Annotated in this window: 20 protein-coding genes; 13 read left to right on the top strand and 7 right to left on the bottom strand. The window is 72.5% G+C overall.

Features of this window, described 5'->3' with window-relative positions; genetic code table 11:
• Positions 1-11: 11 nt before the first annotated feature.
• Complete coding sequence (locus ACCP09_RS22790; RefSeq protein ID WP_346056845.1) at positions 12-887, bottom strand: LysR family transcriptional regulator; 876 nt, start codon at positions 885-887, stop codon at positions 12-14.
• A gap of 78 nt (positions 888-965) precedes the next feature.
• On the opposite strand from ACCP09_RS22790, the gene ACCP09_RS22785 reads away from it, so the two are divergent.
• Positions 966-1,844 carry an EamA family transporter gene (locus ACCP09_RS22785; RefSeq protein WP_433749945.1) on the top strand — a complete coding sequence of 293 codons (879 nt, stop codon included), beginning with the start codon at positions 966-968 and terminating at the stop codon, positions 1,842-1,844.
• Positions 1,845-1,860: 16 nt separating this feature from the next.
• On the opposite strand, the gene ACCP09_RS22780 is transcribed toward ACCP09_RS22785, so the two are convergent.
• A complete protein-coding gene (locus tag ACCP09_RS22780; RefSeq protein ID WP_433749942.1) occupies positions 1,861-3,078 on the bottom strand; it encodes an FAD-dependent oxidoreductase in 1,218 nt (405 codons plus the stop codon).
• An 81-nt stretch (positions 3,079-3,159) separates the two neighbouring features.
• Positions 3,160-4,305, bottom strand: coding sequence for an epoxide hydrolase family protein (locus tag ACCP09_RS22775; protein ID WP_433749939.1), 1,146 nt, complete (start codon positions 4,303-4,305; stop codon positions 3,160-3,162).
• A gap of 80 nt (positions 4,306-4,385) precedes the next feature.
• Here ACCP09_RS22775 and ACCP09_RS22770 point away from each other — a divergent pair, with 80 nt between their 5' ends.
• Positions 4,386-4,946: a CGNR zinc finger domain-containing protein gene (locus ACCP09_RS22770; RefSeq protein ID WP_433749936.1), complete on the top strand. Its 561-nt coding sequence runs from the start codon at positions 4,386-4,388 to the stop codon at positions 4,944-4,946.
• A 3-nt stretch (positions 4,947-4,949) separates the two neighbouring features.
• Here the strand turns inward: ACCP09_RS22770 and ACCP09_RS22765 are convergent, their stop codons facing one another.
• Positions 4,950-5,582, bottom strand: a complete 633-nt coding sequence (locus ACCP09_RS22765) for a LysE family translocator (protein WP_433749934.1) — start codon at positions 5,580-5,582, stop codon at positions 4,950-4,952.
• Between the two features lie 102 nt (positions 5,583-5,684).
• Entirely contained in the window at positions 5,685-6,188 is a 504-nt protein-coding gene (locus ACCP09_RS22760) for a MarR family winged helix-turn-helix transcriptional regulator (protein ID WP_027928901.1), read from the bottom strand.
• A 149-nt stretch (positions 6,189-6,337) separates the two neighbouring features.
• Here ACCP09_RS22760 and ACCP09_RS22755 point away from each other — a divergent pair, with 149 nt between their 5' ends.
• The 10 genes from ACCP09_RS22755 to ACCP09_RS22710 are packed head-to-tail and all read left to right on the top strand — an operon-like array spanning position 6,338 to position 16,834.
• Complete coding sequence (locus ACCP09_RS22755; RefSeq protein ID WP_027928902.1) at positions 6,338-7,384, top strand: leucyl aminopeptidase; 1,047 nt, start codon at positions 6,338-6,340, stop codon at positions 7,382-7,384.
• Positions 7,381-8,154, top strand: coding sequence for a maleate cis-trans isomerase family protein (locus ACCP09_RS22750; protein WP_433749929.1), 774 nt, complete (start codon positions 7,381-7,383; stop codon positions 8,152-8,154). The genes ACCP09_RS22755 and ACCP09_RS22750 overlap by 4 nt, the downstream gene beginning before the upstream one ends.
• The gene (locus ACCP09_RS22745; protein WP_433749925.1) at positions 8,151-9,422 is read left to right on the top strand and encodes an FAD-dependent oxidoreductase; all 1,272 of its coding nucleotides are present in this window, start codon (positions 8,151-8,153) and stop codon (positions 9,420-9,422) included. The genes ACCP09_RS22750 and ACCP09_RS22745 overlap by 4 nt, the downstream gene beginning before the upstream one ends.
• A gap of 38 nt (positions 9,423-9,460) precedes the next feature.
• Positions 9,461-10,855 carry an MFS transporter gene (locus ACCP09_RS22740; protein ID WP_123686079.1) on the top strand — a complete coding sequence of 465 codons (1,395 nt, stop codon included), beginning with the start codon at positions 9,461-9,463 and terminating at the stop codon, positions 10,853-10,855.
• Between the two features lie 19 nt (positions 10,856-10,874).
• The gene (locus ACCP09_RS22735) at positions 10,875-11,738 is read left to right on the top strand and encodes an FAD binding domain-containing protein (protein ID WP_433749921.1); all 864 of its coding nucleotides are present in this window, start codon (positions 10,875-10,877) and stop codon (positions 11,736-11,738) included.
• Positions 11,735-14,137, top strand: a complete 2,403-nt coding sequence (locus ACCP09_RS22730; RefSeq protein WP_433749918.1) for a xanthine dehydrogenase family protein molybdopterin-binding subunit — start codon at positions 11,735-11,737, stop codon at positions 14,135-14,137. Before ACCP09_RS22735 ends, ACCP09_RS22730 begins: the two co-directional genes overlap by 4 nt.
• A complete protein-coding gene (locus ACCP09_RS22725) occupies positions 14,134-14,631 on the top strand; it encodes a (2Fe-2S)-binding protein (RefSeq protein ID WP_433749915.1) in 498 nt (165 codons plus the stop codon). The genes ACCP09_RS22730 and ACCP09_RS22725 overlap by 4 nt, the downstream gene beginning before the upstream one ends.
• Complete coding sequence (locus ACCP09_RS22720; protein WP_378364295.1) at positions 14,628-15,287, top strand: SRPBCC family protein; 660 nt, start codon at positions 14,628-14,630, stop codon at positions 15,285-15,287. The genes ACCP09_RS22725 and ACCP09_RS22720 overlap by 4 nt, the downstream gene beginning before the upstream one ends.
• The gene (locus ACCP09_RS22715; RefSeq protein WP_433749911.1) at positions 15,274-15,957 is read left to right on the top strand and encodes an isochorismatase family protein; all 684 of its coding nucleotides are present in this window, start codon (positions 15,274-15,276) and stop codon (positions 15,955-15,957) included. Before ACCP09_RS22720 ends, ACCP09_RS22715 begins: the two co-directional genes overlap by 14 nt.
• Position 15,958: 1 nt before the next feature.
• Positions 15,959-16,834, top strand: coding sequence for an alpha/beta fold hydrolase (locus ACCP09_RS22710; RefSeq protein ID WP_433749908.1), 876 nt, complete (start codon positions 15,959-15,961; stop codon positions 16,832-16,834).
• Between the two features lie 53 nt (positions 16,835-16,887).
• Here ACCP09_RS22710 and ACCP09_RS22705 read toward each other — a convergent pair whose 3' ends face one another.
• On the bottom strand, positions 16,888-17,895 hold the full coding sequence (locus tag ACCP09_RS22705; protein WP_123686086.1) for a biotin-dependent carboxyltransferase family protein: 1,008 nt from the start codon (positions 17,893-17,895) through the stop codon (positions 16,888-16,890).
• Complete coding sequence (locus ACCP09_RS22700; protein WP_433749904.1) at positions 17,892-18,863, bottom strand: 5-oxoprolinase subunit B family protein; 972 nt, start codon at positions 18,861-18,863, stop codon at positions 17,892-17,894. Before ACCP09_RS22700 ends, ACCP09_RS22705 begins: the two co-directional genes overlap by 4 nt.
• 236 nt (positions 18,864-19,099) lie before the next feature.
• On the opposite strand from ACCP09_RS22700, the gene ACCP09_RS22695 reads away from it, so the two are divergent.
• A complete protein-coding gene (locus ACCP09_RS22695; protein WP_433749901.1) occupies positions 19,100-20,620 on the top strand; it encodes a PucR family transcriptional regulator in 1,521 nt (506 codons plus the stop codon).
• Positions 20,621-20,650: the final 30 nt, after the last annotated feature.

Here is a 20,650-nt window from a genome sequence, read left to right as displayed (position 1 = left end):
CGTGGCCGGCGTCAGCCGACCGCCACCCCGAGCACCTCGAGGAACGCGGCGGCCGCGGGGGTCAGCCCGGCCGTGCTCCACACCAGGTGCTCGATCCGCGCGGGGGCGTCGGTGACGGGCACGGTGGCCACGCCCGCCAGGGCGGGCGCGTAGGTCGACGGCAGCATCGCCACACCGAGGCCTTCCCGCACGAGGCCGGCCATCAGGTCCGCTGTCGTCACCTCGAAGGCCACGTTCCGGGTCAGTCCCGCGGCGGCGAAGGCCTGGTCGGACTGGGTGCGGCCGGGGGAGCCTTCCGGAAAGTCGACGAACTCCTCGCCGGCCAGGGTGCGCAGGTCGGTCTCGGCGCGGGCGGCCAGCGGGTGCTCCGGCGCGACGATGGCGACGTGCCGGTCCCGCGCCAGTTCGTGCGCCCGCACGCCCTCGGGCCGCGCCGTGAGCGGCAGGCCGAGGAACGCCAGGTCGAGCGCGCCCTGCCGGACCTGCTCGACCAGTTCGTGGCTGGCCGCCATCCGCAGGCGGACCCGCACCTGCGGGTAGCGCCGCCGGAACTGGTGCAGCGCGGCGGGCAGGTCGACCGCCGCGACCGTCGGGATCACCCCGACGCTCAGCCGCCCGCGCACCTCGCCGACCGCGGCCGCCACCTCCGCCGCCGCACGCTCGGCGAAGTCCAGGCATTGCCGCGCCGCGGGCAGGAAAGCCGCGCCCGCCGCGGTCAGCCGTACCCGGCGGCTGGTGCGGTCGAACAGGCGCGCACCCAGTTCCCGTTCCAGGCGGGCGATCTGGTGGCTGAGCGCCGACTGCACCACGAGGCACCGTTGCGCCGCGCGGGTGAAGCTGCCCGTTTCGGCCACCGCGACGACGTAGCGCATCTGCTGAAGTTCCACGGATCTATCGTGCCTCACGATGGATCACTTGACGAACATGTGTTGGACTCATCGATCGGCGACGCCAAGACTGGAATCGTGAAACTCCGCGATACCGCACTGGCCGCCTTCGCGCCCGTGGTCTGGGGCTCGACCTACGTCGTCACCACCGAACTGCTGCCGCCCGCGCACCCGATGTTCGCGGGCCTGCTCCGGGCGCTGCCCGCGGGCCTGATCGCCCTCGCCGTCACCCGGACGCTGCCGCGCGGCGCCTGGTGGTGGAAGGCCGCCGCGCTCGGCGTGCTCAACATCGGCCTGTTCTTCCCGCTGCTGTTCGTCGCCGCCGAACGGCTCCCCGGCGGGGTCGCGGCGACCCTGGGCGCGACGCAGCCGCTGGTCGTGGCCGTGCTCGCCGTCGCGGTGCTGCGGGAAAGCCCGTCGGCGTGGCGGTTCGCCTGGGGCGTGACCGGCGTCGTCGGGGTGGGCCTGGTCGTGCTCGGCCCGGCCGCCGGCTTCGACGTGGCCGGGGTCCTGGCCGGCCTGGGCGGTGCGGCGACCATGGCGCTGGGCGTCACGCTCACCAAGAAGTGGGGCCGCCCCGCCGGTGTCGGCCCGACCGCGTTCGCCGCCTGGCAGCTCACCGCGGGCGGGCTGTTCCTGGTGCCGGTGACGTTCCTGGTCGAGGGCGCGCCGCCCGCGGTCGACCTGCCCGCCGTGCTCGGCTACCTGTGGCTCGGGCTCGTCGGCGGGCTGCTGGCGTACGTGCTGTGGTTCCGCGGGATCACCCGGCTGCCGGTCACCTCGGTCGCGGTGCTCGCCCTGCTGTCGCCGATGGTCGCCGCGCTGCTCGGGGTCGTCGTCCTGGGGCAGACGCTCGGGGCGGTCCAGCTGACCGGCTTCGCGCTCGCCCTAGCGGCCATCGTCGCCGGGCAACGGCCTGCCGCGCCGCTGCGACCGGTGAAGACGGGTGTCCGATGAGGACCGCGGCCGGCGGTCACGGGCGGGAGTGCAGGTCCGCCAGCACGGCCGCGGCCGCGCGGCGGCCGGACACCAGCGCGCCCTGGATGGAGCTGGTGTCCCGGTGGTCGCCGCACACGTAGCGGCCCGGCGCGAGCCGCACCGGCTGCCGTAGCGGGTGGCCGGCCGGCATGACCGGCAGCGCCCGCGCGATCGCGTAGGTCTCCACCAGCTCCCAGTCCGTCGTCGACGTGTCGTAGACCTGCGCGAGGGTGGTGCGCACGTGCGGCTCCAGCTCGTTGCCGGTGTCGCAGCGTTCCGGCACCGACGCGGCGACCAGCGTCTGCCCCGGCGGCGCGTACCCCGGGGCGACGGCGCTGATCACCGCGGTGTTGACCAGCAGCTCGCCGCTGTCGGTGAGCAGCGTCGGCTGCCGCAGCGGCGGGCGGCCGCTCGTCCGGTAGTAGTAGGTCGTCACCGCGTGCCAGTCCGGCTCGGGCACGCCCAGCAGGACCTCGGGCGCGGCCACCACGACCGCCTTCGCTCGCACCTCGCCGCGGTCGGTTGTGACGCCGTCGCCGGAGATCCCGGTCACCCGCACTCCACATCGGACGGTCCCGGGCATCAGGTCGCGGGCGAGCAGGTGCGGCAGCGCGCCCATCCCGGACGCGGGCAACGCGCCACCGCCACGCAGGAAGCTCCGCCACACCAGGTGGAAGGCCCGGGCGGAGGTCCGCAGTGGACGGTCCAGGAAGACCCCGGCGAGGAACGGCCGCATCACCTCGTCGACCGTTCGCGCGCTGACCCCGCGGCGGGCCAGGTCCTCGGCGATCGTCGAATCCCCGCCCGCCTTGAGCCGGCGGGCCGGCGCGAGCACGTCCCGCGCCGACATCGCCAGCAGGGCCGCGACATCCCGCGGCCGTCCGGCGCCGAAGGCGAGCAGGTCCCGCGCCGCGCTCCGGTGCCGCCACGGCGGCGCGAGCGCCTGCCCGTCCGCGACCACGCCCCGCGTGAAGTGCTGCAGCCGCAACTCCTCGACGTCGACCATCTCGCGCACCGCCGGGTAGGCCGGCAGCAGCACCTGGAACCCGCGGTCGAGGCGGAAACCGTCGACCACGTCGGTGCGCACCCGGCCGCCGATGTCGTCCCCGGCCTCGCACACCAGCACGTGCAGCCCGGCGCGCTGCAGGGTCCGGGCCGCGGCGAGCCCGGCCAGCCCCGCGCCGACCACGACCACCTCGGCCCACTCCACCATGTCCGCCCTCCCTCGGACCCGGGACTACCACGGACCGCAGGGGCGCAACCCTCGCCTGCGAAGGTGGGCACCGGACTGGGCTCAGCGAGCGGCCAGGACCGCCGCGAGGCCGTCGCGCAGGTCCTGGACGAAGTACCCGGGAACCTCCAGCGACGGGAAATGTCCCCCGCGTTCCGGCGAGCGCCACCGGACGATCTGCCGGTACCGCTCCTGCGCCCACGGGCGCGGGCACTTCTCGATGTCGCGCGGGTACATCGTGATCGCCGACGGGACGTCGACCCGGAGTTCCGGATCCAGCGAGTTGTGGCTCTCGTAGTAGATGCGCGCCGCTGACGCGCCCGTCCGCGTCAGCCAGTACAGGGTCACGTCGTCCAGGACCCGGTCCCGGGAGATCGTCTCGAACGGGCTGTCCTCGGTGTCCGACCACTCGGCGAACTTGTCGAGGATCCAGGCGAGCAGCCCGACCGGCGAGTCGACGAGCGAGTAGCCGATGGTCTGCGGCCGGGTCGCCTGCTGCTTCGCGTACGCCGCGCGGTGGCGCCAGAAGTGCCGGGTGTCCTCGGCCCACTTGCGCTCGACCGCCGTCAGCCCGTCCGTGCTCAGCCCGGGCGGCCCCTCCGCGAAGGTGCTGTGGATGCCGAGCACGTGCTCCGGGAACCGGCCGCCGAGGACCGTGGTGATGTTGCCGCCCCAGTCCCCGCCGTGGGCGAGGAACTCGCGGTAGCCGAGCCGGCCCATCAGCTCCACCCAGGCGGCCGCGATCTTCTCGGTGCCCCATCCGGTGGTGGCCGGCTTGTCGCTGTAGCCGAACCCGGGCAGCGACGGGACCACGACGTGGAACGCCGGCGCGGTCGCGTCCGCCGGATCGGCCAGTTCGTCCACCACGTCGACGAACTCGGCGACGCTGCCCGGCCAGCCGTGGGTCAGGATCAGCGGAGTGGCGTCCGCGCGGGCGGACCGGCGGTGCAGGAAGTGGATCCCCAGGTCGTCGATGGTCGTGCGGAACTGGCCGATCTCGTCGAGGCGCTTCTCGAACCACCGCCAGTCGTAGCCGGTGCGCCAGTAGTGCACGAGCTCGACGAGGTCGGCGAGGGGAACGCCCTGCTCCCATCGGCGTCGGGCCGTTTCGGGCTCAGGTAGCCGCGCCGCGGCCAGTCGCGCGCGCAGATCGTCGAGCTCGGCGTCGGTCGTGTGGGTTTCGAATGCGTGCACGTCGCTGCTGGGCATGAGCCCTCCTCCATCGGCGAACCGGCTAAGACGGTTCTAACACCTCGCTCCGGGGGTGCGCAACCGGCTAAGGTGGTTCCATGCCTGCTGGGTTTCCCGAATTCCGCCTCGGTAGCGTGCTGGCGACCAGCTTCACGGGGACGTTGTCGGAGCGTCACGGCGAGCCCGTGGAGCGCATCCCCACCCCGCGGCGGCTCGTCGACTGGCTGGCGGTGTACGGCCTCGCCGTGGACTCCTGCACCCCCGCCCAGCTGGAACTCGCCAAAGAACTGCGGGAAGCGATCCACGCCGCCGCGACGGCAGCCGCGATCCACGAAGCCCTCCCCGCCGCCGCGGTTGCGGTCATCAACGACTGCAGCGTCCGGGGCCGGGCGGCGGCTGTGCTGACCCCCGAGGGGGAGCGGCGGTGGCGGCTCAGCTCGCCGTCGGCCGTGGAAGACGCGCTCGGCGTGATCGCCGACGACGCGATCAGCATCATCGCCGGCGAGCGAGACGGCAGGCTGGCCCTGTGCGCGTCGCCGACCTGCCAGGCGGCGTTCTTCGACACCAGCCAGAGCCGCACGCGCAAGTGGTGCGACATGAACACGTGCGGGAACCGTCAGAAGAAGGCGCGCTTCAACGCCAAGCGCACCGCGAGCTGACTGTCACCGGCTTTCCGCCGCCATCCGCACCCCGAGGGCGACCAGGACGGTGCCGCTGATCGCGTCGAGTCTGCGGCGCACCGCGGGCCGGCGGAACCAGCCGCCCGCCCGGCCGACCGCGGCCGCCAGCGCCAGGTACAGCACGGTCTCCAGGGCCACCTGGAACACGGCGAGCAGCGCGGTCGTGCCGAACAAGGGCCGCCCGTCGGGCACGAACTGCGGGTAGAACGCGATCATGAACGCGGCCAGTTTCGGGTTCGCCAGCATGACGATGACGCCCTCGGCGAACGCCTTGGCCCAGCCCTTGGCCGACGCCGCGGGCGGCTCGTCAGCGGGCTCGGCCGGGCGCCAGGCCGACCGCCACGCCTTGACCCCCAGGTAGATCAGGAACGCGGCGCCGACTATGCGCAGCACGAGGAACGCGACCTCCGACGCGGCGGCCAGTGCCGCCAGTCCCGCCGCGGCGAACAACGCCCACACGTAAAGACCGGCCTCGAGGCCGAGCACAGTCGGCACTGCCCCGCGGAACCCCCGCACCGCCGCCCGGCGCAGGATCAGGGCCATCGCCGGCCCCGGCGAGGCCGAAATCAGGACCACGGCCAGGGCGAAGGCGGGCAGCATCGCGAGGAGATCCATGCCCGGCATCCTGCCCGCGGCGCGACCGCGGTTTCAAACGAAATCGGGTTGAGGCAGTGTCGGGAAGGCCCGTCGCACCGCCCCCTTGGCGCGGAGCGGTCGTCAGTCCAGCTCGTCGAGCGCCGCCACGGCTTCCCATCGCGCGCCCAGCGTGTTCAGCAGCCCCGCGACGTCGACGTCACCCGAATCCGCACCGAGCAGCGCCTTGTCCAGGCGGCGCGCCCGGCGGTTCACCTGAGTGAGCACCGCCGAGCCCTCCTCGGTGAGCGACAAAAGCTTGCGGCGCGCGTCCCGCGGCGACTCGACCCGCCGGATGAGGCCGCGCTGTTCGAGCCTGCGGCACAGGTCCGCCATCGTGGACGTGTCCAGGGCGACCGCCCCGGCCAGGGAACTCTGGTCGCTCCCGGGGTAGGCGCGCACGGCGGAGAGGACCGCGAACTGGGGACCGGTCAGCACCGGATCCACGTGGCGGTTCCACGCGGCCAGGTAGGCCTGGTACATGCGGCGGGCGCCGTAGCCGGGGGCGGCCAGGAGATCCGGGGGCGGCGCCGGTGTGACGGCCGGGGCTCCCCGGCCGCGTCGGCCTGCCCGCACTGGCTCACCCATCAAGACCCTCCCCATGACTCCAGGCTCGCGGCTTCCCGTGATCCTACGTGTCCGGACTATTGCGCTCGTGTTGCAGTCCTGCTTCTCGCCCGCGAACTCTTGCGTATCCGGATAATACGTGTTCGGATTATAGGCGGAGGTGGTCAACGATGGACCAGAACCTGTTCAACGACATCTGCTTGCGCCAGCTGACGTTCTCCGGGGTGCACGAGGGCGAGACCGTGGTCGTGCTGACCCGTGGCGGCGAGCGAGCCGAGTACGCCGACGCCTTCCTGTGGGCCGCCCAGCAGCTGGGCGCCGCGACCTACCACATGCGACTGCCCTCGCCGGCCAGCGCGTCCGGCGCGTGGGCGGTGGGCGACTCCGGGCTCGGGAACATCCCCCGCGCGGTCGAGGCGCTCAAGGACGTGGACATGGTCGTCGACTGCACGTTCCTGCTGTTCAGCAAGGAACAGTTCGCGATCCAGGAAGCCGGCACCCGCATCCTCACCGCCGTCGAGCCGCCCGAGCTGCTGGCCCGCCTCATGCCCACCAAGGAACTCCGCGAGCGGGTGGAGATCGGCGCCGAGCTGCTGGCCAAGGCGAGCACCATGCGGATCACCAGCCCGGCGGGCACCGACGTCACCTACCGGCTCGGCATGTACCCGACCATGTCGGAGTACGGCTACACCGACACCCCCGGCCGCTGGGACCACTGGCCCGCCGCGTTCGTGTTCACCGGCGGCGCCGACGACGGCGTCGACGGCAAGATCGTGCTCTCGCCCGGCGACGTGCTGCTGCCGTTCAACACCTACGTCCAGACCCCGGTGGAGATCACCATCGAGGAGGGTTTCATCCGCGACATCCGCGGCGGCGCCGGATCGTCCGGTTTGGACGCCGACCTGCTGCGCTCCTACATCGAAAGCTTCCACGACCCCCGCGGCTACGGGATGAGCCACGTGGGCTGGGGCCTGGACGAACGCGCCCACTGGCACGGCCTGACCCAGTTCCCCGGCGGCATGGGCATGGAGCTGCGCAGCTTCTACGGCAACGTGATGTTCTCCATCGGTCCCAACAACGAGCTCGGCGGCCCCAACGACACGCCGTGCCACTTCGACATCCCCATGCGCGGCAACTCGCTCTACCTCGACGACGAGCTGATCGTCGACGCCGGCGAGCTGACCGTCAAGGAAATGCGCCCGGCGGAGAAGCGATGACCGACCACCACATCGGGATGATCGTCCCCAGCTCGAACCTCACCATGGAGACCGAGCTGCCGCGGATGCTGCGCGCCCGTGAGGAGGCCGAGCCGGGGGACCGGTTCGTCTTCCACTCCGCGCGCGCCCGGATGCGGCACGTCGACCCGGAGCAGCTGCGCGCGATGAACGCCCAGGCCGGGCGCGCGGCGGCCGAGCTCGCCGACGCCCGCCCGGACGTGGTCGCCACCGCGTGCCTGGTGGCGATCATGGCCCAGGGCCCCGGCTACCACTGCACCGCCGAGGACGACATCACCCGCGTCCTGCGCGCCGAGGGCTGCGCCGCGCCGGTGGTGTCCAGCGCGGGTGCGCTGCTGTCCGGCATCGCCGCGCTCGGCGCGCGCAAGATCTCGATCATCACGCCCTACCTGAAGCCGCTCACGAAGGCCGTGGCCGACTACCTCGAGGACGCCGGGGTCGAGGTGGTGGACGCGCTGTCGCTGGAGGTGCCGGACAACCTCGCCGTCGCGCGGCTGGACCCGGCCGACCTGCGCGAGCACTACCGCAAGCTCGATCTGTCCGGAGTGGACGCACTGGTGCTGTCGGCGTGCGTGCAAATGCCGTCGCTGCCGTCGATCCAGCCCGTCGAGGACGAGATCGGGCTCCCGGTCCTGTCGGCGGCCACCGCGACCACGTACCGGATCCTGACCGAACTCGGGCTGGAGCCGCGCGTGCCCGGCGCCGGGCGGCTGCTCGCGGGCACGGGCGACGAGACGAGGAGGCCGGCATGAGCGCGAGCCAGTCGTTCGAAGTCGTCGTCGTCGGCGGCGGCCTGGGCGGCCTGTGCGCGGCATTGTCGCTGCGGCAACGCGGACTGCGGGTCACCGTGGTCGAAGCGGCGCCGCAACTCGGCGAGATCGGCGCGGGCATCCAGACCGCCCCCAACGCCAGCCGCATCCTCATCGGGCTGGGGCTGCGCCCCCAGCTGGAGCGGGTGCGCACCGAGCCGCAGGACCAGGTCCGCCGCCGGTGGGCCGACGGCAGCATCATCGCCCAGCTGCCGCTGGGACAGCGGGTCACCGACACCTACGGCGCCCCGTACTGGCACTACCACCGCGCCGACCTGCACGGCGTGCTGCTGGACGCGTGCGTGGACCCGGACGGCCACGGCCCGGTGGTGCGGGTCGCGACCGGCGCGCGGGTCGTCGAGCTGGACCGCGCCCAGCCGGAACGCCCGGCCGTGATCACCGCCGACGGCCGCCGCTTCACCGGCGACGTGGTGATCGGCGCCGACGGCATCCGCTCCGCCGTCCGGGACCTCGCCGGGTTCGACGACACCCTGGTGTTCTCCGGCGAAATGGCCTACCGCGCCCTGATCCCCGGCGACCTGGTCGCCCAGGACCCGGCCACCCGGTTCCTCGTCGACCGCTACCACTCCACGATCTGGTACGGCCCGGACAAGCACCTCGTGCACTACATGATCCGCGGCGGCCAGTACCTCAACGTGGTCGCGATCGTGCCGTGCAGCGAGACGATCGAACGGGAGTGGAGCGGTCCGGCGACCGCCGCCGAGCTCGCGGCGGAGTACCAGGACTGGGACGATCGGGTCCCGACGGTGTTGTCGAAGGCCAAGGACGAGGACGTGTCGGTGTGGGCCATGTACCGGCGCCGGCGTGACCCGGTATGGGTGGACGGGCGGATCGCCCTGCTCGGCGACGCCTGCCACGCCATGCTGCCCTACCAGGCGCAGGGCGCCTCCCAGGCGATGGAGGATGCCGCGGTGCTCGCCGAGGAACTGGGACGTGTCACCCGCGACGGGATCGACGGCGCCCTCATCCGCTACGTCGACCGGCGCGCCAAGCACGCGGGGATGGTCCAGGACGCCTCCCTGCAGAACATGAGCTTCTACCACCTCCCCGACGGCCCCGAGCAGCGCGAGCGCGACGAGAAGCTGCGCCGGTTCGACGGCGAGTCCGACGTGTCCTACGACTGGCTCTGGAACGGCAGCCCGCTCACCGATCCGGACACCGAGTCCATCCACTACCAGTTCGCGCGCTGAGGCGGGCGAACTGGCCGACAACGGCAACGGAGCGATTCATGCGTACCGGAGATCAGATCGTCCAGGACCTGCCCTGGCGCTGGAGCGTGCAGGGCAAGATCTTCCTCATCGGTGGGCTGGGCTACATGTTCGACGCGTGGGACGTCGCGTTGAACGGGTTCCTCACCCCACTGGTCGGGGCCGAGTTCGGGTTGTCGCCGGGGCAGAAGGGGCTGGTGGCGACCGCCAACCTGATCGGCATGGCGGTGGGGGCCGTCGTGTGGGGGACCGTGGCCGACCGCATCGGCCGCAAACGCGCGTTCAGCGTCACGCTGCTGGTGTTCGCCCTGTTCTCCGTGCTCGGCGCGCTGTCGCCGAACGTGGAGGTCTTCCTGGCCCTGCGCTTCCTCGCCGGGGTCGGTCTCGGCGGGTGCATCCCGGTGGATTACGCGATCGTCAGCGAGTTCTCCCCGCGGCGGCACCGCGGCCGGGTGCTCTCGGCCATGGACGGCTGGTGGCCGGTCGGCACCACACTCGCCGCCGTCACGGCCACGTTGCTGGTCCCGGTGTCCGGGAACTGGCGCTGGATGCTGGTGCTGATGATCCTGCCCGCGCTGCTGTTGTTCTGGATCCGGCGCGGAGTCCCGGAATCGCCGCTGTACCTGGTGCGCAAGGGCCGGGAAGCGGAAGCCCGCGCGGTCATCGACGAGCTCGTCCGCCGCACGGGCGCGCCCGCTGAGCCGTATTCGATCCCGCCCGCGGTGGTGGAGGACACCCGCGGGGGAGCGGTCACCGCCGCGTTCGACCAGCTGCGCCGGGTGTGGGCGTTCAACCCCCGGATCACCGCGGTCGCCTGGTCGTTGTTCATCAGCGTCATGCTGGTCTACTACGCCGCCCTGAGCTGGATGCCCTCGATCCTGCGCGCCCAGGGGTTCGGCGAGATCGCGGCCTTCGCCTCCACCGCGCTGATGAACGCGCTGGGCATCGTCGGCGTCGCGGTGGCCGTGCTGCTCGTGGAGAAGGTCGGCCGCAAGCGGATCGTCGCCGTCGCCGGGCCACTCGCCGCGCTCTCGCTCGTAGTGTTCTCGCTGCTCCTGGGCTCGCCCACCGGCGCGGTGATCGCGATCGGCGCGTTCGGCATGCTGGCGCTGGTGGTCATCCCGGTGATGTACGCCTACGTGTCCGAGCTGTACCCGACCGAGCTGCGTGCCTCCGGGTTCGGCTGGGCGTCGTCGTCGAGCCGGGCCGTCACCGGCTTCGCGCCTCTGGTGTTCGGCAGCCTCCTGTGGCCGGTGCTCGGCCTGCCGCTGACCTTCACCGTGCTGGGCGCGCTCGTGGTGGCCGCGGTCGTGTTCATGATGGTGGGTGCGCCGGAGACCCGCGGCCGCGAGCTCGACCGGATCGCGGAGCCGGCGAACCCCGTGGCGCCCGCGAAAACCACGCAGGTGCCGTGAGCGAGGAGAGGTCGAAACTGTGAAGCCCGCCGCGTTCGCCTACCACCGGGCCCACGACGTCGCCGACGCCATCGGCCTGCTCGGCGAGCTCGCCGCGGCCGGGGACGAGCCGAAGCTGATCGCCGGCGGGCAGAGCCTGGTCCCGATGATGAACTTCCGGCTCGCCCGGCCGACGGCCCTGATCGACCTGGGGCCGTTGCGTCGGGACCCGGCGCTGACGGGCCTGCGGCGGGACGGCGCGCAGCTGGAGATCGGCGCGCTGGTCACGCACCGGGCGGTCGAGGTGGCGAAGCTGGGGCCGGGCTTCGACGTGCTGTCCCGCGCCATGCGGTGGGTCGGGCACCTGCCGATCCGCTCCCGCGGCACGGTGGCGGGCAGCATCGTGCACGGCGATGCCACCGCCGAATGGTGCCTGCTCGCGCTCCTGCTCGACGCCGTGATCATCGCGGAGGGACCGGGTGGGCGGCGGGAAATCCCGGCCGCGGAGATGTTCCACGGGTTCTACACCACCGCCGTGGAACCGGACGAAGTCGTGACGGCGGTGCGCTTCACGCGGCCCGCGCCGCGGGCGGCGCTGACCGAGTTCGCCCGCCGCCACGGCGACTTCGCCATCGTCGACGTCGCGGTCAGCTTGGACGGTGACGGCAGCCGGGTGGTGGTCGGCGGGGTGGCGCCGGCGCCCATCCGGGTCCCGGAGGCCGAGGCGGTCCTCGCCGCGGGCGAGCCCGGACCGGACCTGTTCGCCGACTGCGCCGACGCCGCGGCCGCCGCCGTCGACCCGCCCGACGACGCCGCCGGCAGCAGCGCCTACCGCCGCCGGCTCACCCGGACCCTCGTCGCCGGCGCCCTGCACCAGGCCTGGCAGGAAGGAGTGACGCGATGAGCGACGCAGCCCCCGAGTTCGACGGGCGAGGCGGACGCTGGGTCGGCGCCTCGGTGCCCCGGCGGGAAGACCCGCGCCTGCTCACCGGCCGGGGACGCTTCGTCGACGACATCCAGCTGCCCGGCACGTTGCACGCGTGCTTCGTCCGCTCGACGATCGCGCACGGCCGGATCACCGGGATCGACCTGTCGGCCACCTTGGCGGTCGACGGGGTCGTCGCCGCCTACACGGCGGCCGACCTCGACCTCGGCGACATCGTCGCGCTGCTGGACCGCCCGCCCGAGGAGTTCGCGCCGACCGCCATGCCGATTCTCGCCAAGGAGAAGGTGCGGTTCGTCGGCGAACCGGTCGCGCTGGTCGTCGCCCGCGACCCCTACGTCGCCGAGGACGGCGCCGAACTGGCCGTGGTGGACTACGAGCCGCTCGGCGCGATCGTCTCCGAGGAGACCGCGCTCGCTCAGGATGCGCCCCTGGTCCACGAAGAAGCGCCCGGCAACGTGCTGCTGGACGTGTCCATGTTCGACACCCCGGGAGTGGACGAAGCGTTCGCCGACGCCGGGTGCGTGGTCGAGGTCGTCACCCGCAGCGGACGGCAGAACGCCCTCCCGCTCGAAACGCGCGGGGTGATCGCGTCCTGGGATGACCACGACGACCAGCTGCTCGTGCAGATGTGCACCCAGGTCCCGCACCAGGTGCGCACCGCGCTCGCCCGCTCGTTGCGCGTGCCCGAGCGGACCGTGCGGGTCACCGTCCCGGACATGGGCGGCGGGTTCGGCCAGAAGTGCGTGGTCGGCCGGGAGGAGATCGCGGTCGCGGCCGTGGCCCGGCGCCTGAACCGGCCGGTGAAGTGGATCGAAGACCGGCGCGAGGCGCTGACGGCCGGATTCCTGGCCAGGGAACAGCGCTACCGCACCCGCGCCGCGTTCGACGCCGGCGGGCGCATCACCGCTCTCGACGTCGACATCGTGTGCGACATGGGCGCCTACTCCTGCTACCCGTTCACCGCCGGGATCGAACCGCTGATGGCCTCGGCGGAGATGCCCAGCGTGTACCAGGTGCCCGCCTACCGGGTCCGGGCCCGCGCCATCACCAGCAACAAGGCGCCCACCGCGCCCTACCGCGGCGTCAGCAGGCCGCAGTACGTGATGGCGATGGAACGAGTGATGGAGCGCGCTGCCCGCGAACTCGGCCTCGACCCGCTGGAGATCCGGCGCCGCAACCTGATCACCCAGTTCCCCTACACCGGGGTCAACGCCGTCACCTACGACCCCGGCACCTACCGGGAATCCCTCGACCTGGCCGAAGCCACCCTGCGCGACGAGGGGTGGTACGAGTTCCGGGACACCGCGGCCGCCGAGGGCAGGCATGTCGGTATCGGGTTCTGCTGTTTCTCGGAGCGGACCGGTTACGGGTCGGGCGCCTTCGCCAAACGCAAGATGGCCGTGGTGCCCGGGTTCGACATCTCGGAGATCCGGATGGACACGTCCGGCTCGGTCGTCGTCACCAGCGGCACCATGAACCACGGGCAGTCCCACGAGACGACCCTCGCGCAGATCGTCGCCGACCGGCTCGGGCTGCACATCGACCAGGTGAAGCTGCGCCAGGGCGACACCGAGCGCATCGCCTACGGGTGGGGGACCTTCGCCTCGCGGTCGGTGACCATCGGCGGTTCGGCCGTGGCGCTGGCGGCCACGCGGCTGGGAGAGCTGCTGTGCCGGATCGCGGCGCACCTGCTCGACACCCAGCCGGAGAACGTCCGCCTCGACGGCGCGGGCGGCGTCGTGCAGATCGACGATCCGGGCCGGCGCGCGTCGTTCGAGGAGATCGCCGACGTCGCCTACCTGCGCAGCCACCTGCTGCCCAAGGACGTCGAGCCGACGCTCACGGCCACCGCGAGCTTCGACGTGCCCGGCGACGGCACCTTCTCCAACGCCACCCACGCCGTGGTCGTGGAAGCCGACCCGGGCACCGGCGGCATCACGATCCTGCGGTACGCGTGCGTGGAGGACTGCGGCGTGGTGATCCACCCGCAGGTCGTCGACGGGCAGTGCCGCGGCGGGATCGCCCAGGGCATCGCGGGCGCGCTGTTCGAGGAGGTCACCTACGCCGACAACGGCGAACCGTCGGCCGCCAGCTTCATCGACTACCTCGTGCCGACCGCCACCGAGATCCCCGACATCACCGTCTCCCACCTGGAAACACCCTGCGCGTTCACCGAGAACGGGGCCAAGGGCGCCGGGGAGGGCGGCACCATCGGCGCGCCGGCCGCGGTGCTCAACGCGATCAACGACGCGCTGCGCCACACCGGCGTCGAACTCGACACCACGCCGGTGCACCCGCAGACCGTGCTCGCCGCGCTCGACGCGGCAGCCGACCCGGAACGGAGCAGGCCCGCATGACCGACCGCCACCTGATCGTCCTGACCGTCAACGGCAGCGAGCACGAAGCCGTCGTCGAGCCCCGCAAGACCCTGCTCGACGTGCTGCGCCACGACATCGGCCTGACCGGTGCGCACGCGGGCTGCGAGCACGGTGTCTGCGGAGCCTGCACCGTCCTCGTGGACGGCGAACCGGTGCGCGCGTGCCTCGTGTTCGCCGTGCAGGCCGAAGACGCCGACATCCGCACCGTCGAATCGCTCGGCCGGGACGGCGAGCTCTCCGACCTGCAACAGGCCTTCCGCGAGCACCACGGTCTGCAATGCGGCTTCTGCACACCGGGATTCCTGATGCTCGCCGAGGGTTTCCTCGCCCAGCAACCCGACGCGGACCGCGACGAGATCCGCGAAGCGGTCTCGGCGAACCTGTGCCGCTGCACCGGTTACCAGACCATTGTGGACGCCATCGCCGCGACCGCGGCCCGCCGCCGTGACACCGAGAAGGAAGCGACGAAGTGATCCTGGAAAACCAGCTGTCCGTTCCGGCCGACCCGGACGCGGTGTTCGCCCTGATCAACGACGTCGAGCGGGTGGCGGGCTGCCTCCCGGGCGCGACCCTCGACGGTCAGGAGGACGGCGCCTACCTGGGCCGGGTCAAGGTCAAGGTCGGCCCCATCACCGCCGCCTACTCCGGCCGGGTGCGGTTCACCGAGGTCGACACCGCCGCGCGGCGGTTGCGGCTGTCGGCGCGCGGAGCGGACACCCACGGCAACGGGGACGCCGAGGCCGACGTGACGCTGACCGTTCGCGAGGCCCCCGGCGGCGCCACCATCGACCTGCGCACCGACCTGTCCATCCGCGGCAAGCTCGCCCAGTTCGGCAAGAGCGCGATCAGCGCCGTGTCGGCCCGGTTGCTCGACCAGTTCGCCCGCAACCTCGCCGGCCAGCTGAGCGCGCCGGGGGAGGAGCCCCGCCCGGCCGCCGCCCCGCGCACGCCGGCCCCGGCCGACAGCGGCGAGTCCCTCGACGGGCTGGCGATGCTGCTTCCCCCGGGCGTCAAGCGGTACGCCCCGATCGCGGCCGCCGCGGCGCTGGGACTGTTCCAGGGCTGGCTGCTGGGCCGGATCCGCACCCAGGACAAATTGATCAAGGAGTTGCAGCGTGCCCGTCGATGACCCGTCCGGACTGCACGGCGCGGAGACCGACGCCGTCTACGACCGGGCCGGGTTCGGCGCCACTGTCCCGCGTGGACAGTGCCCGGCCCTGGTCGTGGTCGACCTGACCCGCGGCTTCACCGAACCCGGTTTCCCGTCCGGGGCCGACCTCACCGCCGAAGTGACCGCGGCCGCCGCACTCGTGACCGCGGCCCGGCGCGGTGAGGTCCCGGTGGTCTACACCGCGATCAGCTACACCGCCGCCGAGGCCGACGGCGACGGCGTGGCCTGGCTCCGGAAAGCGCCGGGCATGCGCAGCCTCCGCGAAGGGAGCGACGCCGTCGCACTCGACCCCCGGCTGGACTGCCGCGACAGCGACCACCTCGTGCTGAAGAAGGGCGCCTCGGCGTTCCACGGAACCGGGCTGGCCGCCCTGCTCACCGGTCTCGGCGCGGACACCGTGCTCGTGTGCGGCGCGACCACCTCCGGCTGTGTGCGGGCGACCGCCGTGGACGCCGTGCAGTCCGGCTTCAACACGCTCGTGGTGCGCGAAGCCTGCGGCGACCGGGCCCGTGGGCCGCACGACGCCGCGTTGTTCGACCTGCACGCGAAATACGCCGACGTGATCGGCCTGGACGACGCCGTGACCTACCTCGGCGCCGCGGATCGGGCCGGCAGAAAGGTTTCCTGACATGGTGATCCCGTCCGAGTCCCCGGCCGCCCGCACGCTGAACCAGCCCGCGCTGGCCGACCTCGCCGACATTCCCGCGACGAGCCGCTGGGTCCGGTCCGGCGCGGTGCGGCTGCACGTGCTCGACTACGGACCGGACGACGGTGTCCCGGTCCTCGTGCTGCCCGGCATCACCAGCCCGGCGATCACGATGGATTTCGTGGCGCGGGAGCTCACGGATCTCGTGCGCCCGCTCGTGCTCGACGTCCGCGGCCGTGGGCTGTCCGACAGCGCGGACACCGAGCCGGCGGGCTACGACCTGGACAGCTACGCCGCGGACGTCGACGCGGTCGTCTCCGGCCTCGGCCTGCGACGGCCCATCCTGCTCGGACACTCGATGGGGGCGCGGATCGCGGCGCGGGCCGCCGTCAACGGCCGCCACGAGCTGCGCGGTGTCGTCCTGGTCGACCCGCCGATGAGCGGCCCTGGGCGGGGCCCGTACCCCACCACGCTGGAGGCCTTCCTCGGACAGCTCGACCAGGCCCGCCGCGGCACCGATGCGGACGAGGTCGCCCGGTCCTGGCCCCGGTGGCCGCGCCGCGAGCAGGAGCTGCGCGCGCGGTGGCTGTCGTCGTGCTCCCGCACCGCGATCGCGGCCACCCACGCCGGCTTCGAGGCGGAGGACTTCTTCGACGACTGGCCGCACGTGCCCGCCCCGGCGGTGCTCCTCTACGGCGGCGACAGCCCGGTCGTCACCGCCGACGGCGCCGCCGAAGCCACCCGCGCCAACCCGGCCGCCGAACTGGTGCCGGTGCCCGGCGCCGGGCACATGGTGTTCTGGGACGAGCCCGAAACAGCACTGACCACCCTGCGCGACGCGCTGCGGAAACTACGCTGACTGGGCGCTCGGCACGGGTGAGACGGCCGGGCGAACCGCCTCCGGGCGCGGGGTCAGACGGTCTCGAAGTGGCGTGGGTCCAGCAGCTGGTCCAGGTGGCTCTGCATCGCCGCGGCCTGGTGCAGGTTGATCTCCCGGAAGCGGACCACGTCGCGCCCGGGGCGGAGCTGCCCGACCTTGCTCAGCGCCGCGTGGGCGACCGTGGCGATCACCGCGAACCCGCCTGAGGTGTTGCTGTCCGGGCCGAGGATCGTGAGCACGTCACCGTAGGCGAGGATCCCGCCGTAGGGATAGCTGGTGTCCAGGAGATTCGACGGGTGCCCGCCGGCGACGTCGCCCGACGTCCGCGCCCACTGGAACCGGTGCGGGTTGAACCGCACGCCGGTGCGGTCCGAGTTCAGGTCGCACCGCCAGCAGGCGCCCAGGAAGTCCTCGAAGTCCTGCGCGGTGAGGAAATCCGGATCGGCGTGGGGGCCACGGAGGACCTCGATCTCCCAGCTGTCCGTGTAGTGCGGGCGCAGTGACACCGGCATCCGCCTGCGCTGACGGGCGCCGCCCGCCGGATAGGCGTCGAGGACGTCCGCCCGTTCCAGCGCCCGCCCGTCGTGACCGCCGATGCCCGCCACCAGCAACGTGGACCGCGAGCCGAACGCCTCGTCCACCGCGATCCCCCCGCTCACCGCGAGATACCGGCGATAACCGGCGCCCCGGATGACCGCGCACGACAGCACGTCCCCTTCGGCGACGGACACCGCTTCCCACAACGGAACCGGCTCACCGTTGAGCGTCACCCCGGCGTCCGGGCCGGTGATCGCGATCAGCCCGGCACGCAGGATCACCGCCTGGAACCGGCCCAGCGGGATCTCCAGCGCAGCCGCACCGGGACGGTTGCCGACGAGGACGTTCGCCACCTGCAACCCGAGCGGATCGACCGGCCCGGACGGGAAGAAACCCAGAGCCTGCCGCCCACGCCGGCCCGGATAGTCCTGCACGGTCGTCTGCAGGCCCGGGTCGATGATCTCGAGCGCGGGAAGCGCCTGGCCCGCCGATCGGGCGCTCACGGAACCTTCACCAGCTCCTGCGCCGCGCACCGGGTGGCGCGCCGCCGTTGCGCTTCGGCCGCCACCTCCGGATCCGAGCCGAGCTTCAGGTGGTCGGCCACCGCGTACCGGCCCGGTTCGATCGCGTAGTCGTAACGGCCCTCGAACACCTGCCGCCGCAGCTCGATCAGCTCCCCTTCGGTGACCTCGACGAACGTGATGCGGTCGCCGGGGTGGATCAGGATCGGGTCGATCCGGTGCGAGCGGGGCTGGCGCACCAGGTTCGAGATCGGCAGCGTCCGTCCGAACAGCTGGTACGAGCCCACCGACTCGATCGGGTGGATCACCAGGCACGGCCCGCCGAGCGCGACCGCGCCCTCCGGCGTCCAGCCCCGCGCCGGGTTGTATTTCGGCGCGATGATCTCCGACCGCGGATCCAGCGGCAGCAGCGACGGCAGGCCCGGGTAGAAGCCGGTGAACGCGTTCCACCACTCCGTCCGCAGGATCCGTTCGGCGAACGCCTCCCGGTTCGGCAGTCCGTTGTAGCGCACCAGGTAGTCGATGTTGTTGCCGTCCACGACATTCGGCGCGTCGGGGCGGGTGCTGATCCGGTAGCGGTTGACGGCCTCGCGGGACGCGGAGTCGTCGAAGGCGATGGGCAGCGTCAGCCGCCGGCTCGGCAGCACGATCGACGCGGGCTCCGGGATGTCGTCGTGCAGCTCCTCCAGCGCGGCCACGACCCGGTCCTGGCCGATGACGGCGGGATCGTAGTAGACCAGCAGCGATCTCAGCCCGGGCGCGACTTCCAGCACGCCACGTACGGGTTGGTCGGCGAGGTGCTGCGCCGAGGCGTGCGCGAAGAAGTTGACGCTGAGGTCGACGGGGATGGTGTGCCCGTACTCGACGAGCACCGCCCGGTCGCCCGCCGTCCGGTAGGTCACTTTCGGACGGCCGGCACGGGGCTCGGCAGTCGTGATGATCGCCGACATCCCTGGACCTCCCTGTCCGCTCACTGATCCCGGTCCGGATTCTCCCCGGCCGGAGGGTTCCGGTTCGTTCTCCGGTTTGTACAGATCGCCGCGGGGTGTTGTCCAGCTTGGAGTTTCCGCCTCTTCGGCGCCGCCATCGCTTGGCCGTCGTTCAACCCGCGCGCCCGCCGGAGCGGTTTACGATTCCTGGCCACCACCACACCGCCGGGCCGGCAGGCCAGCACTCGGAGGCAAGGATGCCGCTCACCGTCGAGAAACTCCTCGACCGACCGGACCTCAGGCTGTCGCAGGTCGCGGGGTCGCCGGAAGCCTGTCGCAGCGCGGTGACCTGGGCCTTGATCAGCGAACTGCCCGATCCCTCGCCCTACATCGACGGCGGGGAACTGGTGCTGACCACCGGCTCGCGCCTGGCGCCCGGCTTCGCCGAACGACGGGAGTACGTGCGGCGGCTTGCCCAAGCCGGGGCGGTCGCGCTCGGGTTCGGGGTGAGCTCGTTCTACCCCGACGTGCCGGAGGACCTGGTCGCCGCGGCCGAGGAGACGGGCCTGCCGCTGTTGTCGGTTCCCCACGACACCGGATTCGCGGCCATCAGCAGGGTCGTCGCCGACTTCATCTCCGACGAACGGCAGAAGGAACTCACCTACGCCGTCGCCGCTCAACGGGACCTCACGCGCGCTTCGCTGTCGTCCTACGCCGCCCGGGCCATTGTCGAGCGGCTCGCCAAGGCGCTGCGCGGCTGGACGGTGCTCCTCGACGTCGACGGGGCGGTGCGCGCGGGCGCGCCCGCCGGACGCATGCACGTGCCTCGCATCCGCATCGAACTGCCCCGGCTGCGGGAACGGGGCACGTCTTCGAGTCTGAGCATGACCGTCGCCGGTGAGGCCGTGGTGCTGCTGCCGCTCACCGTCCGCGGCCGGATCCGCGGATTTCTCGCGATCGGCCGGTCCACGCCCTTGACCAGCGCCGAGCAGAGCATCGTGACGACGGCGGTGTCCCTGCTGTGCGCCGACCTGCACAGCGCCTGGGGAGTCCTGGACAGCGAGCGCAGGCAGCGCCTTGCCGTCTTCAAAGCCGCCGTGGAGGGCGACATCCGCCTGGCCGCCTCGATCGGCCACGCGCTGGGCACCGACCTGCCCGAAGGGGACCTGCGGGTGGCCATCCTCGGCGTGCCCTCGGGCCACGAGCTGGAACTGCTCGAACACGCCGAGGGCGACTACGGGTTGCGGAACGTGTGCGCGCTCGTGGCGGAGTGGGAGCGCGGGCGGGTGGTCGTCCTGATGCCACCCGCCGAAGGCGACACCCGCACACTGGAAGCACTGCTGCGCCGCATCCCCCTCGCCCGCGGCGCGGTCAGCGACCCCACTCCCGCCAAGGACCTGCCCGAGGCCTGGCGGCAGGTCCGATCGGTGTTCAACAGCGCGCCCGGAACCGCCGGGAGGCTGACCAGTGCCGGGGACGTCGCCACCGCCGGCTTGATGCGTCACCTCGACACGGACGAAGCGCGCGGATGGGCCTCGGCCCTGCTCGCGCCACTGACCGACAAGAAGAACAACTCCAAGGTGGACCTGCGCCACACGCTGCGGACCTTCCTGGCCCACAACGGCCAGTCCGACGCGTCCGCGTCGGCCCTGGGCATCCACCGGCACACGCTGCGGTACCGGATGGGCAAGGTGGTCGAAGCGCTGGGGCGGGAGATCGACGATCCGACGACCCGGGCCGAGCTGTGGATCGCCCTGCAGCTCGATGACCAGCTCTGACGTCCGCCGGTACTCCCGACTGGCACCGGC

Origin of the sequence: Amycolatopsis sp. 3B14 (assembly GCF_050958625.1) — a bacterium.
GTDB lineage: Bacteria > Actinomycetota > Actinomycetes > Mycobacteriales > Pseudonocardiaceae > Amycolatopsis_E > Amycolatopsis_E thermoflava.
This window is presented reverse-complemented; position numbering and strand designations above follow the sequence as displayed.

What these genes read in the sequence shown, in the direction of transcription:
- ACCP09_RS22740 (WP_123686079.1), top strand. Translation starts at nt 9,461, where the DNA reads ATGCGTACCGGAGATCAGATCGTCCAGGACCTGCCCTGGCGCTGGAGC.
- ACCP09_RS22750 (WP_433749929.1), top strand. Translation starts at nt 7,381, where the DNA reads ATGACCGACCACCACATCGGGATGATCGTCCCCAGCTCGAACCTCACC.
- ACCP09_RS22775 (WP_433749939.1), bottom strand. Translation starts at nt 4,305, where the DNA reads ATGCCCAGCAGCGACGTGCACGCATTCGAAACCCACACGACCGACGCC.
- ACCP09_RS22765 (WP_433749934.1), bottom strand. Translation starts at nt 5,582, where the DNA reads ATGGATCTCCTCGCGATGCTGCCCGCCTTCGCCCTGGCCGTGGTCCTG.
- ACCP09_RS22695 (WP_433749901.1), top strand. Translation starts at nt 19,100, where the DNA reads ATGCCGCTCACCGTCGAGAAACTCCTCGACCGACCGGACCTCAGGCTG.
- ACCP09_RS22760 (WP_027928901.1), bottom strand. Translation starts at nt 6,188, where the DNA reads ATGGGTGAGCCAGTGCGGGCAGGCCGACGCGGCCGGGGAGCCCCGGCC.
- ACCP09_RS22780 (WP_433749942.1), bottom strand. Translation starts at nt 3,078, where the DNA reads ATGGTGGAGTGGGCCGAGGTGGTCGTGGTCGGCGCGGGGCTGGCCGGG.
- ACCP09_RS22725 (WP_433749915.1), top strand. Translation starts at nt 14,134, where the DNA reads ATGACCGACCGCCACCTGATCGTCCTGACCGTCAACGGCAGCGAGCAC.
- ACCP09_RS22700 (WP_433749904.1), bottom strand. Translation starts at nt 18,863, where the DNA reads ATGTCGGCGATCATCACGACTGCCGAGCCCCGTGCCGGCCGTCCGAAA.
- ACCP09_RS22730 (WP_433749918.1), top strand. Translation starts at nt 11,735, where the DNA reads ATGAGCGACGCAGCCCCCGAGTTCGACGGGCGAGGCGGACGCTGGGTC.
- ACCP09_RS22770 (WP_433749936.1), top strand. Translation starts at nt 4,386, where the DNA reads ATGCCTGCTGGGTTTCCCGAATTCCGCCTCGGTAGCGTGCTGGCGACC.
- ACCP09_RS22710 (WP_433749908.1), top strand. Translation starts at nt 15,959, where the DNA reads ATGGTGATCCCGTCCGAGTCCCCGGCCGCCCGCACGCTGAACCAGCCC.
- ACCP09_RS22745 (WP_433749925.1), top strand. Translation starts at nt 8,151, where the DNA reads ATGAGCGCGAGCCAGTCGTTCGAAGTCGTCGTCGTCGGCGGCGGCCTG.
- ACCP09_RS22755 (WP_027928902.1), top strand. Translation starts at nt 6,338, where the DNA reads ATGGACCAGAACCTGTTCAACGACATCTGCTTGCGCCAGCTGACGTTC.